Annotated in this window: 11 protein-coding genes and 1 tRNA gene; 9 read left to right on the top strand and 3 right to left on the bottom strand. The window is 49.3% G+C overall.

From position 1 onward, the window contains the following. Window positions 1–111 precede the first annotated feature (111 nt). Together thrS and HMPREF9194_RS09160 are read left to right on the top strand one after the other, a co-directional pair. Window positions 112–1,866 (top strand): threonine--tRNA ligase, encoded by a 1,755-nt coding sequence (gene thrS / locus HMPREF9194_RS09155; protein WP_016526094.1) that lies wholly within the window; start codon window positions 112–114, stop codon window positions 1,864–1,866. A gap of 16 nt (window positions 1,867–1,882) precedes the next feature. Next, window positions 1,883–3,640 carry an aminopeptidase P family protein gene (locus tag HMPREF9194_RS09160; RefSeq protein WP_016526095.1) on the top strand — a complete coding sequence of 586 codons (1,758 nt, stop codon included), beginning with the start codon at window positions 1,883–1,885 and terminating at the stop codon, window positions 3,638–3,640. 171 nt (window positions 3,641–3,811) lie between these two features. Here HMPREF9194_RS09160 and HMPREF9194_RS09165 read toward each other — a convergent pair. Together HMPREF9194_RS09165 and HMPREF9194_RS09175 are read right to left on the bottom strand one after the other, a co-directional pair. Further along, a tRNA-Leu gene (locus HMPREF9194_RS09165) sits at window positions 3,812–3,894 on the bottom strand. A gap of 515 nt (window positions 3,895–4,409) precedes the next feature. Then, a complete protein-coding gene (locus tag HMPREF9194_RS09175; RefSeq protein WP_016526096.1) occupies window positions 4,410–5,750 on the bottom strand; it encodes a DUF1015 domain-containing protein in 1,341 nt (446 codons plus the stop codon). A gap of 120 nt (window positions 5,751–5,870) precedes the next feature. On the opposite strand from HMPREF9194_RS09175, the gene rpoN reads away from it, so the two are divergent. The 6 genes from rpoN to holA all read left to right on the top strand — a co-directional run bounded on the left by rpoN (window position 5,871) and on the right by holA (window position 10,673). Then, the gene (gene rpoN / locus HMPREF9194_RS09180) at window positions 5,871–7,253 is read left to right on the top strand and encodes an RNA polymerase factor sigma-54 (protein ID WP_016526097.1); all 1,383 of its coding nucleotides are present in this window, start codon (window positions 5,871–5,873) and stop codon (window positions 7,251–7,253) included. A 105-nt stretch (window positions 7,254–7,358) separates the two neighbouring features. Beyond that, the gene (locus HMPREF9194_RS09185; RefSeq protein ID WP_016526098.1) at window positions 7,359–7,646 is read left to right on the top strand and encodes an HPF/RaiA family ribosome-associated protein; all 288 of its coding nucleotides are present in this window, start codon (window positions 7,359–7,361) and stop codon (window positions 7,644–7,646) included. A 94-nt stretch (window positions 7,647–7,740) separates the two neighbouring features. Beyond that, window positions 7,741–8,730 carry an HPr(Ser) kinase/phosphatase gene (gene hprK, locus HMPREF9194_RS09190; protein WP_016526099.1) on the top strand — a complete coding sequence of 330 codons (990 nt, stop codon included), beginning with the start codon at window positions 7,741–7,743 and terminating at the stop codon, window positions 8,728–8,730. A 30-nt stretch (window positions 8,731–8,760) separates the two neighbouring features. After that, window positions 8,761–9,027 carry an HPr family phosphocarrier protein gene (locus HMPREF9194_RS09195; RefSeq protein ID WP_016526100.1) on the top strand — a complete coding sequence of 89 codons (267 nt, stop codon included), beginning with the start codon at window positions 8,761–8,763 and terminating at the stop codon, window positions 9,025–9,027. Between the two features lie 6 nt (window positions 9,028–9,033). Then, window positions 9,034–9,645: a transcriptional repressor LexA gene (lexA, locus tag HMPREF9194_RS09200; protein ID WP_016526101.1), complete on the top strand. Its 612-nt coding sequence runs from the start codon at window positions 9,034–9,036 to the stop codon at window positions 9,643–9,645. Then, window positions 9,645–10,673 carry a DNA polymerase III subunit delta gene (holA, locus tag HMPREF9194_RS09205; protein WP_016526102.1) on the top strand — a complete coding sequence of 343 codons (1,029 nt, stop codon included), beginning with the start codon at window positions 9,645–9,647 and terminating at the stop codon, window positions 10,671–10,673. The genes lexA and holA overlap by 1 nt, the downstream gene beginning before the upstream one ends. 13 nt (window positions 10,674–10,686) lie before the next feature. Here holA and HMPREF9194_RS09210 read toward each other — a convergent pair whose 3' ends face one another. Beyond that, window positions 10,687–10,911 carry a YdbC family protein gene (locus HMPREF9194_RS09210; protein WP_016526103.1) on the bottom strand — a complete coding sequence of 75 codons (225 nt, stop codon included), beginning with the start codon at window positions 10,909–10,911 and terminating at the stop codon, window positions 10,687–10,689. A 501-nt stretch (window positions 10,912–11,412) separates the two neighbouring features. Here HMPREF9194_RS09210 and HMPREF9194_RS09215 point away from each other — a divergent pair. Then, window positions 11,413–12,252: a sigma-70 family RNA polymerase sigma factor gene (locus HMPREF9194_RS09215; RefSeq protein ID WP_016526104.1), complete on the top strand. Its 840-nt coding sequence runs from the start codon at window positions 11,413–11,415 to the stop codon at window positions 12,250–12,252. Window positions 12,253–12,396: the final 144 nt, after the last annotated feature.

The following is a 12,396-nucleotide window of genomic DNA, read 5'->3' on the forward strand; positions in this document are numbered from 1 at the left end:
GCGCAGCGGATTGCCCGGCCGACCGCATTTTCGCTTGCATTGACAGACTTTGTCGAACGCTATATGCTGTAGTACCGCCGCAGGATGTATCTGCGGGATAAAGGATTATGTATGAACAATGAAGAAAAATTCAGCAGGGTGAACACTATCCGTCATAGTGCGGCCCACGTTATGGCGTCGGCGGTTTTAAAGCTTTTCCCCGGCACGAAGCTCGCGATCGGGCCGGCGATAGATACGGGCTTTTATTACGATTTTGATTTAAGCCGCCCGATTAAAGAAGAAGATTTGGGCGCAATCGAAAAAGAAATGCGCCGGATTTTATCGGTCAATTGCGACTTTGTAAAAAAGACGATAAGCCGGGCTGAGGCTTTACAGTTGTTTGCCGACCAGCCGTACAAGCTGGAACTGATTAACGATTTGCCCGAAGACGAACAAATATCGATATACACAAACGGTGATTTTACCGACCTGTGCCGCGGCCCCCACGTCGCAAACACAAAAGAAATAAACGCGCAATCTTTTAAATTGATTAAAACCGCAGGCGCTTATTGGCGCGGAGATGTAAAGCGTCCCATGCTTACGCGCATTTACGCGGCCGCTTTCGAAAAGCCGAACGAACTCAAAGAATATCTTGTAATGCTCGAAGAAGCCGAAAAGCGCGACCACCGCAAAATCGGCAAGCAGCTCGATTTGTTCCATATAGACGAGGACAATCCCGGTCAAATCTTTTGGCACCCCGACGGCTGGACGATTTATCGGATTATCGAAGATTACGTGCGCGAAAAAATAAAAGAAGACGGTTATGTGGAAGTAAAAACACCGTTTATAATGCCGCGCTCTTTGTGGGAACGTTCGGGGCACTGGGCAAAATATCAGGAAAACATGTTTATCACCGAAAGCGAAAAGCGCTTGTTCGCCCTTAAGCCGATGAACTGCCCCGGACACGTGGAAATATTCAAACAAAAAATCCGCTCGTACAAGGACTTGCCGCTGCGCATGGCCGAATTCGGTTCCTGTACGCGCAATGAAGCTTCCGGCGCTTTGCACGGCATTATGCGCGTGCGCGGCTTTGTGCAGGACGATGCGCACATCTTTTGTACCGAAGAGCAAATCGGCGAAGAAGTCGCGCGCTTTTGTCATCTTTTAAAAGCGATGTATAAGGATTTCGGTTTCGACGAAGATAAGATTCTCGTTAAATTTTCAACGCGCCCCGAACAGCGCATCGGCGACGACGCCACATGGGATCGTGCCGAAAAAGCGCTGGCCGATGCGACCGCGGCCGCGGGGTTAACCTACAAGCTGCAGCCGGGAGAAGGCGCCTTTTACGGACCGAAGTTGGAGTTCACCTTAGTGGACGCGCTCGGCCGCGAATGGCAATGCGGAACGATTCAAGTCGATTATCAGCTGCCGTCGGCGGAACGCTTGAACGCCGAATACGTCGGCGAAGATAATCAAAAACACCATCCTGTTATGCTGCACCGCGCCGTACTCGGTTCTTTGGAACGCTTTATCGGCATTCTCATAGAAAACTACGCCGGCGCACTGCCCGCATGGCTGCAGTACAAACAGGCGGTCGTCATACCCGTTTCGCCGGCTGCCGAAAGCTATGCGCAATCCGTGTTCGAACAAATCAAAAAAGCGGGAATCCGCGCCGACATCAATGTGGGCAGCGACCGCATCAACGGCAAAATCAAAACCGCCCAGCTTAAAAAAATTCCGTACATGCTTGTTGCGGGCGAAAAAGAAGCCGCCGACGGCACGGTCGCCGTGCGCTTTAGAGACGGACAGGATCAACGGATTATGAAAATCACCGAATTTATCGATTACGTAAAAGACAAAACGGCGACCCGTTTTGCAGGGATATAATTTACAGGAATATACTATGACAGTACCGCAAAGGCTTGCCGCACTCAGGCAAAAAATGAAAGAACATGGCTTCGCGGCTTACGTGATTCCCACCGCCGATCCGCACTTATGCGAATATGTGCCCGCCCACTATAAAACGCGCGAATATATTTCGGGCTTTACCGGCTCGGCCGGCACCGTCGCCGTAACGGCCGATAAAGCGGGTTTGTGGACCGACGGGCGCTACTTTTTGCAAGCCGAAAAACAGCTGGCCGGTTCGGGCATCGAACTGTTCAAAATGGACGAAAAAGGCGTTCCGACCTTAAACGCGTTTTTAAAGTCAGTTTTAAAACCGAACGATAAGGTCGGCATAGACGGCAAAACGCTTTCGGTGCAAAACTATGAGAGCATGAAAGAAGAACTCGATCCGATAACAATCGCAACGGACGCGGATTTAATCGGCGATATTTGGCAGGATCGCCCCGAAGCGCTGATGAGCGACGTTTTTATCCTCGGCGAAATGTATACGGGAAAAAGCGCCCGCGACAAAACCGAACAAGTGCGCTCCGCCCTTAAAGAAAAAGGAGCCGACTCGACGATTATCGGAGCGCTTGAAGACGTGTGCTGGCTTTTTAACATACGCGCGCACGACATTGCGTATAATCCGGTTGCAACCGCTTATGCGCTCGTAACGGCAAAGCAAGCGATACTTTTTATCAATAAAAAACAGCTGAATGCCGAATCGGAAAAATATCTTCGCGCGCAGGGCGTTGCGATTATGCCCTATGAAGCGGTTTTTGCCGAAGCGGCAAAACTTACCGGAACCGTGTATATGGACCCCGCGCGCACAAACGTTTATTTGCGCGACAAAATAAAAGCGCGCATCATAAAAGGCTTGAACTTTACGACGGCTTTAAAAGCGGTAAAGAATTCGGTCGAGCTTCGCAACATCGATGAGGCAATGGAAAAAGACGGCGCGGCGATGGTTAAGATTTTGCGCTGGATCGAACAAAATGCATCTTCGGGCATTACCGAATGTGATGTAAGCGAAAAACTGCTCGAGTTCCGTGCGCAGGGCAAAGACTTTATCGAAGCGAGCTTCGAAACCATAGCGGGCTACGGATCGAACGGAGCGATTATCCACTATGCGCCGCACAAAGAATCCTGCGCAAAGCTTAAACCGAAAAGTTTTTTGCTCTTGGACAGCGGCGGACATTACTTAAACGGTACTACCGACATTACGCGCACCGTTGCGCTCGGTCCGCTTACAAAAGAAGAAAAAGAAAACTATACGCTCGTTTTAAAATCGCATATACGCTTGGCATGCGCGAAATTCAAAGCGGGCGCAACCGGCCTTTCGCTCGATACGATCGCGCGCGAATGCTTGTGGGACAGGGGAAAGGATTACAACCACGGAACCGGACACGGTGTCGGCTTTGTTTTGGCCGTGCATGAAGGTCCGCAGTCGATTTCAAAACGCTATATAAACGAACCTTTAAAGCTCGGCATGCTCACATCGAACGAGCCCGGCTTATATATCGAAAACAAACACGGCATCCGCATCGAAAATCTTGTCGTAACCGTTCCCTTTATGCAAACCGAACACGGAGACTTCTACCGCTTCAAAACCGTCACGCTGTGCCCCATAGACACGCGGCCGATTGTGAGCGGTATTTTGTCCGAAGAAGAAAAGGCGTGGCTGAACGATTACCACAAAGAAGTTTTCAAACGGCTTTTGCCCTATTTGGACGGCGCGCACAAAAGTTTTTTACGTGAAAAAACCGCAAAGATATAAGGCATCTCGAAAAACCGACCTTGAGCGACTTTTTCGAGATGCCGACGAGTTGTAACTCGCTGTATTGTCGCGAGTTACAACATCGTATTTTTAAAGTTACCTCTAAAAATTAAAAACGCCGCATCGATTACGCGGCGTTTTTTTTGCTGATGTATCTGTTACCTTTTTCTTTACCGGCGAAGAGACTTGAACTCTTACACCCTCGCGAGCAATAGATTTTGAGTCTATCGTGTCTACCATTCCACCACGCCGGCACTATATATGCGGGAACCGAAGTTCCGAACGCAACTCAAGTACTATAGCATAGGCACGCAAAAAAGTAAAGACCCTAGATTTTCGGATGTAAATAAAAAACCGCTCTTTCGAGCGGAGGTTGCCCCAAGAGGCGTACAATCGCTATACGCATTCGGACAATTGCAATATACGACCTTATTTATTATTTGTCAAGCGTGAAAATTTACCCTAGTTTTTCTGAAATTTGATATAACTAGAAATCGGCAAAAACCGAAAGATTCGATATACGAGACTACAGATTTTGAATGATTCAAACGGAGGTCGGCTCGGAAGCTCTTTCCTGCTTTTAAGAGGGCGGGGCTTCAGCATGACGTAAGAACCTAAAAGAAAATATGCCTTTAAAAGAAAACGTGAAATAGAGGCCGTGAATGGCTTATGAGCGAAGCGAATCGCCTGAACGGCCTTTATTTCACGCCTCTATTCGGATGCGGGTAGTTTCTTTTGCTTACTTTTCGGTCAGGGTGAATTCCCGTGCCTATACCAGTTTTCTGCATTCAAGGTAAAAGCGCTTTTCGCTCGCTTCGCCCATCGAAAAACTTTTGCGCGGCAAAGAACCGTATTTTTCCACCGTCGCAAAAAAGCTGTCTTTCGCTATGGGCGGAAACAAAATCGAAACCGTATCTTTTTGCTTTGCGAGCCGGAACACTTCGTCGGCGCCGTGAATAAAGTCGATCATTTCTTGTGAGCGGATAAATTCGTCCAAGACGGGCTGAAACACGCTGACGGCAAGCGCGTCCGTCGGTATGTTAAGACAGGTAAATCCGCCCTGTAAAGAAGCGAAGCCGAAAGCCGACGGCGATTGTTCAACCGTGCGCGCAAGTTCCGCGCCGTCTTTGCAGGGCGTCGGGGTGCCGCCCAATTTCGAATGTACAAAGCGAATGAGGTCTTTGGCATCGGTGTTAAAAAGAACGCGGTGTATCGGCTCAAAGGTAAGGCCCTCGTCATACAGGTTGACGATTTCGACCAAGGCATAGCGCGCAGGATGATTTTTCAACCGGTCGGGAACCGCGGTATGCCCGTTTTTATCCGCCGGCGCTCCGGCAGTTTTTTTAAGATTTTCCCATACGGTTTTTGCCGTAGCCAAAGAATGGTTGCCGTCGCCGACCGCAAACATAAAAACCGAACCGTCGGCGGCTTTGTTTGCCTCTTCGATCGCGCAAAGGCTTTCGCCCATATTGTCCATAGCCTTGCCGCCGGAAACCGCCCGGCCGGTTATGCGGCCTCCTTCCATCATAAGGTCAGTGTCGTAGACCGGTTTTTCTCCGCTTTGTTTAACGATTTCGCCGGTTTGTTCAATAAAGCGCCGCGCAGGATCGTTTACCAAAAGCATAATATGCGGCGCTTCCAAGGGCGCGCCTTCGCGGATCGCAACGCGCGGCGGAATGCGTTCCAAAATAGTCGCTTCGGTTGCGCGTATTTTCGCTTTTTGTTCGGGACGCCAATCGTATGCTTCCAAATCGATCGCGGCGACCAAGCCCTTGCGGAGCCGGCCGTAAGACGTTTTCCGTTCGGTATATATGAAGGCATCAAGGGGCGGAGCAAAAACGCCGTTTGCAAGATAGTCGGCCATCGTGCGCTTTATATCGTCCGTACGCCGCTCTTTTTCCGCCTGCGAAAGCGTGTTCAAATATATTTCGGGTAAAATGATGTGCAGTGCCGAAGGTTTCCCCTGTGCGATTTTTTCGGCTTTTTGCCAATAGTCTTTGTCCTGCGTGTATTGATCGCAAGCGACAACGGCCCATGATTTAAGGTCAATTCCCTTTGCCGGCAGCAGTATCTGCGGAACATGTAAAGCATATTTTTTTAACGATTCCATGGCACGAGTATACCGCAAAAACGGCAAAATATGCTATACTGAATGTGCACCGGAAACGGTACGGAATAAGGCGTCTGCGATTGTAATTTTGTCCGCGGCGAAAAATTGAAGGAGGAGTGTGTGGCCGATCTCAGGCTGGATTATACGCAAAACATGCAGCAGCAAATGCGGCTTTCTCCTCAAATGATTCAATCGATTTCTTTAATGGCGATGAACGCCGAAGAATTGAGCGAATGCATCCGTGAAGAAGCCGAAAAGAATCCTGCCGTGGAAATTACGCGCGAAGCCGAGTGGGAACCCTCTTCCGTCCGTGTAAGCTCGCGAAGCGGAAATGCCGCCGAAAGCGACGAGTGGCAAGCGTTTTTGGAAAACGTCCCGGCCGCATCCGAATCGCTGCAAGAACACCTATTGTCCCAGTTGTCGCTTTTAAAACTGAACGACGACGAAATGCGCATCGGAAGCAGGATCATTCAAAACCTCGATTCGCGCGGCTATAACAGTTCCGAGCCGGAAAACCTGCTCAATGCGGACGACCCCCTTTCTTTATTGACCGAAATGCTCGGCATTGTGCGCCGTTTGGATCCGAAAGGCTGCGCTTGCTCCGGTTTGCAGGAAAGCCTTTTTGTGCAAGCCGAACTTGCCGGCAACGCGCCGCCCTTGGCGCTGACCATCCTCAAATCGCATTTCGGCGTATTGGAAAAAAAACGCGGCGCCCTCATATGCAAGGCGCTGCAAAGTTCGGGCATTCCCTGCACCGAACAGGAAACCGAACAAGCCCTTGCCTTTATACGCACTTTGGAACCCTTCCCCGGCCGGCAGTTCGGAAGCGCTTCGCACGGCGTGCATTTTGCCGTTCCCGAAGTACTCGTGCGCAGGGCGAGCGAAGAAGAAAAAGAAGAAACGGGCGGTGATTTTATCATCGAATTTATAAACGGCAGCATTCCGCAGGTGGGAATTTCGCCCTTATACGAACATTTAAGCGAAGAAAAAAACGCCGATGCATCTTCGCGCGCCTTTGCCGAAAAGTCCGTTCGGCAGGCAAAATGGTTTATAAACACGCTCGAAATGCGCGAAAAAACCGTATATGCGGCCGTGTGTGCAATCGTCGAACGGCAAAAGCTTTTTTTTTATAAGGGGCCGGGACACCTCCGCCCGCTTCGCATGAAAGATATTGCCGAAGCAATCGGCGTTCACGAAACGACCGTTTCCCGCATTGCAAACGGAAAATACTTGCAGTGTGAATGGGGCTTATTCGAGTTCAAGTATTTTTTTACGAACGCGGTTTCACAAAAAGATACAGCGCAAAGCAATCCCGGCTCGAAAGAATCGGTTAAGCATTTGCTTAAAATCATCATCGACAAAAACGAACAAAAAGGCATAAAAAAACTGTCCGATGCGAAACTTGCAGAACTGCTCGAAGCCGAAGGCGTTCACATAGCGCGCCGCACGGTTGCCAAATATCGTGCCGAATTAAATATAGAATCTTCGTTTGACCGTTCGTAAAAATCGTTGTATACTTTAAGAAGAACGGCTCAAAAGTGCGGACAAACGCGCAAACGAAACGCGCCTGCGCTCTTCAATGCCGAGTTTGCTTCGAAAGGAGATACTATGGAAACGACAATCAACGCTGTAGGGTTTGAGCTGGATAAAGACCAGTCCGATTTGATTTCCAAAAAACTTGAACGCATAAAGTACGCGGACGATTTGATAGTCGATCTGCTTTTTAGAGTAAAGGAAGATAAAAAATATATTTTCGATACGACCGTCAATTTCAGGTGGGGAATGACGGCTCACGTCTCCGCCGAAGATTACGAGTTCGCTTCGGGCTTAAACAAATTGATAGACATTCTCGATCAAAAGGTGAAAAAAGAAAAAGATAAGATACAGAAAAAATAAAAGGGATTTCAAAGCGCGTGCGGAACGAGCCTTTTAAAAACGCGTTCCGCGCAAAGCGGTTGAAAATTTTTGCCTTTGCGTGTATAGTTCGGTTATGGCTGAAAAGAGTTTTACCGTTCTCGATCTTCTCGACCTCGACTTAAAAGGCCACAATTCGCTCAATTTGCGCTGCCTGTGCGGACGCAGCGGTTTGGGAAGACCGATTACGCTTCCCGACTTGAACAGACCCGGCCTTGCACTTTCCGGTTTTTACGAATCATTCGGTTTTCAGCGCGTGCAGGTTTTCGGGCGCGGCGAAACCGCCTTTTTGGAAAAAATCGTCCGCGAAAACAACCTCGACCCGATAAAACAATTATTTTCATACGAAATTCCCTGCTGTGTTTTTACGCACAACCTTGTTCCGCCGCAGGCTTTTATAGAACTTTCCGATAAAGCCGCCTGCCCCGTTTTGCAAACCGATTTGGAATCAACCGATTTTTCGAGCCGCCTGCTCCGATTGTTTTCCGATATTTTTGCACCGCGCAAAAGCATTCACGGCGTTTTGGTGGAAGTATTCGGTATCGGCATCATCATTCTCGGGGATTCGGGCGTCGGCAAAAGTGAAACGGCACTGGAACTTGTTCATCGCGGGCACCGGCTCGTCGCCGACGACATCGTAAACATACGCTGCGTAAACGGGAACGTCCTGCTCGGGCAGGGCGCCAATAAAATGATAAGCCACCATATGGAAGTACGCGGCTTGGGCATCATAAACATTCAGCAACTGTACGGGGTCGGCGCGATCCGCGAGCAAAAAGAAGTACAGATGGTCGTCAAGCTCGAAGAATGGGACGCAAACAAACTGTACGACAGGCTCGGCACCGCTCAAAAAACCGAAGAACTGCTCGGCGTAAAAATTCCCGCCCTTGAAATTCCGGTAAGACCCGGACGCAATATTCCGATTATTTTGGAAACGGCGGCGATGAACGAACGCTTAAAATCGATGGGGTACTATTCGGCGCGCGATTTTAATCAAAACGTGCTGCGCTGGATAGAAAGCGGAGAAGCGCAGTCGGCCTATTACGGTACCGACGATTTATATTGAGTTTTTATAGGAATTGCAGAGGAGTATATTGTGGTTGAAAAACTGTTAACTGTCCGCAATCGAGCGGGAATACACGCCAGGCCGGCGGCTTTAATCGCCCAAACGGCGAATAAGTTTGCGTCCGAAGTTTTAATGGAAAAAGACGGCACGGTCGTAAATGCAAAATCGATTATGGGCGTTATTACGATGGCCGCAGGCTACAACACGACGCTGACCGTAAAAGCGAACGGGCCGGACGAAAAAGAAGCCGTAGAAGCGCTCAACACGCTGTTTGAAAATAAATTCGAAGAAGACTAAGGCGCCATGAAGGAACTGACTCAAAAACAGCAAGAAGTTCTTCATTTTATCAGCTCGTTTACCGAATTGAATTCGTGCCCGCCGACGGTACGCGAAACGGGCGAGCGTTTCGGGATTTCCGTAAAGGCGGTGCAGGACCATTTTGCCGCTTTGCGTAAAAAAGGCTATTTGGCTTCCGCCGACGGCCGCTCGCGCTCGCTCAAAGTTCTTATCGAAGACGAAGAAATCGGTTTAAAGCGGAGCGAACGCATTCCCGTACTCGGAACGGTTGCCGCAGGCCTGCCTATTTTTTGCGATGAAAATTACAGCGGCAGCGTCTATGTTCCGTCTTCGATGGTACGCAGCGGCGGTTCATACTTTGCGCTGTTTGTGCGCGGCGACAGCATGATCGGAGCCGGCATTTTGGACGGCGACCTCGCCGTTATCCGCCGGCAGGACTACGCCGAAAACGGCGCCATTGTCGTCGCGCTTACCGACGAAGATTCGGTTACGCTTAAACGTTTTTTTAAAGAAAATGCGCGCATACGGCTCCAAGCCGAAAACGATGCGTACAATCCGATCTACCGTCAAAATGTAAAAATCTTAGGCATTTTATCCAACATCATAAGGAATTATTGATGCCCGCTTTTCCGCTTTGGCTTTTTACCGGTCCCGAACTCGGACAAAAAAACGATGCCATAGAAGAATACCGCCGAAAAGCCCGCAGCCTCGGGCAAATCGACGAATATACGTTTTACGCAAACGACGCCCGCGTTGCCGACATCATATCGCTTTTGCAAAACGGCTCCCTTTTTGCCGCGTCGCGCTTTATCGTGCTGCATTGCGCCGAACAGATAAAATTAAAGGCCGACATCGATTTAATTGCGCAATGGGCGCAGGAAGAAGCAAAGCAAGGCTCCGGCGGCAGTTCGCTTCTCATTTTGGAATCCGATGAAACGTCGGTGGATAAAAAGCTTGAAAACATCGTTCCCAAACAAAACCGCGTTATCTTTTGGGAATTGTTCGAATCGCAAAAAAGCAAGTGGCTCGAAAACTGGTTTGCAAAAGCGGGTTTTTCGATCGACAAAGACGCCGTCGACACTATCCTTGATTTGGTCGAAAACAATACCGAAGCTTTGCGGACCGAATGTTCGCGCTTTTTGTCCTGCTTTGAAAAAAATCACCGCATAACGGCGGATGACGTCGACGCTGTTTTAAGCCGTAACCGTCAGGAATCGGTGTTTACCCTGTTTGCCGCCCTGTGCGATGCTTCTCAAAGCGACGAGCGCCGTTTGGAAGACGCTTTAACGATCCTGCAGTATTTGCGCAGTTCAAAAGAATCTTCGTCCGTCCAGCTCCTTGCGGGATTGGCCTATTGCTTCAGAAAACTGGGGCTGTGGCACCGCCTGCACGCCGAAGGCGGAATAAGCGACTTCGATTTAAAAACAAAGGGTTTTGCAAGCAAAAAAATGCAAAGTCAATACGCTTCGGCAGCCCGGCTCTGGGATCGCTCTGCTGCGGCAGCCTGCCTTGCCCGCATAGCGCGTACCGACAGCACTATCCGCCGCAACGGAAAAGCCGGCGAAGAAGCCGAACTTGAGCTTATGCTCTATTCGCTCGCCTGCAAAAAAGGACGCGCCTTTGAATCGGCGGAAAACGCCGGCTGACGGACGGGCGTTTTTACAGTTCCATCGCGTTTAAAAGCGCTTTCAGCGAAACCAAATCTTCCTGCGTAAGCGTAACGCCCTTGCCCATTTTTTGATGATCCGGCGCCCAGCTGCGCAAATCGAATTTCGGTTCGCGGCCGCCCCACGACACCATGTTAAGTTCGAGCGCCCAGCCCGATTTGCTTTTCGAGATTTCCCCGATTTGTTTTGTTATTTCAAAAGAAAAATCATCCGCCATACTTCCTCCATATACTTTCCGATAAAATACAGCACAAATCCGGTCGCAGTATACAATACTTCCGGCCCGCCGTAAAGGAGAAAAACATGCACTGTAGAAAAACGCGCAGGCATCCCGCAGTTGAGTCAAAAAGAGGCAATCCGGCGCAAAAAAAGGAGATTGTGTTATTTTGACTCTGTTTTCATGCAGAGGCTGAATTGCGGCGGAGATTCGATACCTTTGCAGTGCCGGTTAAAACCTTGTCTTACAATGAATTACAAAATAATTTGTAAAGATCATACGGTTGGCACGGTTATTGCATTTATAAAAGCATAAGCCTTTTAGGTTTTATAGGAGTGTGTTTGAAGCTCGCGGCCGGAATGGCGCCGCAAGCTTCAACACCGAGTTTGCATGGCAAACTCGGTTATTTATTGCGCTTTCTCAACCGGTGGTTTGCGAAAGCGCTGCTAAAAACTTTTTCGGAAGCTCAAGCTTCCTGCAAAAGTTTTTATAGGAGTAAATATGAGCGGCAACGATAATGTACTTGCATTGTATCTTAAAGATATAAATAAAATCCCCTTGCTGACAAGGGAAGAAGAAAACGAGTTGGCGGTAAAGGCCGCCCGCGGCGATGAAAAAGCCAAACATAAAATCGTAAACGCGAATTTACGCTTTGTCGTCAACGTGGCGAAAAAGTATCAAAACCGCGGCCTCGACTTAACCGACCTCATAAGCGAAGGGAATATCGGTCTGCTTACGGCGATCGAACGCTTCGACGTTACCAAAGGTTATCATTTTATATCCTACGCCGTGTGGTGGATACGCCAAGCCATCTTAAAGGCCATTTGCGAAAAATCCCGGCCGATCCGCTTGCCGCTTAACCGGGCAAACGAATTGGTTCAAATAGAAAAAGCGCGCAAAACGCTGACCGGAAACAAAAGCGAAGAAGAAGAAATCGCGGAAGTTGCCGGCATGCTGAATATGGACAGCGCTCATGTGCGTGAAATCATCCGCATTTCGCGCGATATGGTTTCGCTCGATTCGGCGCTCCGGCCGGCAGATGCGGACAGCGCGACAATCGGTGAATTTTTGGAAGACGATCAATACGAAAACCCCGAACAAAGCGCAATCAATATGACGATGCGCGAAGACATAGACAGCGTACTTGATAGTTTAAGCGAAAAAGAGGCGGAAGTTTTGCGCTACCGCTACGGCTTAAACGGCAGTTCTTCGATGTCGTTAAAAGAAGTGGGCGACGTCTTTAATTTAACGAAAGAGCGCATCCGCCAAATTGAAAAGAAAGCTTTGCGCCGCTTACAGCATCCGCAGCGCATGAGCCGCCTCGAAGCCTATGTAGCTTAGTGAAATGCACATCCCTGTGCATTTCACTAACCGAGTTCGCACTAGGCGAACTCGCATATATACGTATTTAGCGGCGTCCATGCCGCGCCGTATTTCATTCGTGACGCAATAGACACGTACAGCTTGTCCGGCGTCCTGCCGGAA

The organism is Treponema maltophilum ATCC 51939 (genome assembly GCF_000413055.1).
GTDB lineage: Bacteria > Spirochaetota > Spirochaetia > Treponematales > Treponemataceae > Treponema_C > Treponema_C maltophilum.

Excerpts from the sequence above, each read along its gene's own strand:
- thrS (WP_016526094.1), top strand. The coding sequence starts at position 112 with ATGAACAATGAAGAAAAATTCAGCAGGGTGAACACTATCCGTCATAGT.
- HMPREF9194_RS09160 (WP_016526095.1), top strand. The coding sequence starts at position 1,883 with ATGACAGTACCGCAAAGGCTTGCCGCACTCAGGCAAAAAATGAAAGAA.
- HMPREF9194_RS09175 (WP_016526096.1), bottom strand. The coding sequence starts at position 5,750 with ATGGAATCGTTAAAAAAATATGCTTTACATGTTCCGCAGATACTGCTG.
- HMPREF9194_RS09185 (WP_016526098.1), top strand. The coding sequence starts at position 7,359 with ATGGAAACGACAATCAACGCTGTAGGGTTTGAGCTGGATAAAGACCAG.
- hprK (WP_016526099.1), top strand. The coding sequence starts at position 7,741 with ATGGCTGAAAAGAGTTTTACCGTTCTCGATCTTCTCGACCTCGACTTA.
- lexA (WP_016526101.1), top strand. The coding sequence starts at position 9,034 with ATGAAGGAACTGACTCAAAAACAGCAAGAAGTTCTTCATTTTATCAGC.
- holA (WP_016526102.1), top strand. The coding sequence starts at position 9,645 with ATGCCCGCTTTTCCGCTTTGGCTTTTTACCGGTCCCGAACTCGGACAA.
- HMPREF9194_RS09210 (WP_016526103.1), bottom strand. The coding sequence starts at position 10,911 with ATGGCGGATGATTTTTCTTTTGAAATAACAAAACAAATCGGGGAAATC.
- HMPREF9194_RS09215 (WP_016526104.1), top strand. The coding sequence starts at position 11,413 with ATGAGCGGCAACGATAATGTACTTGCATTGTATCTTAAAGATATAAAT.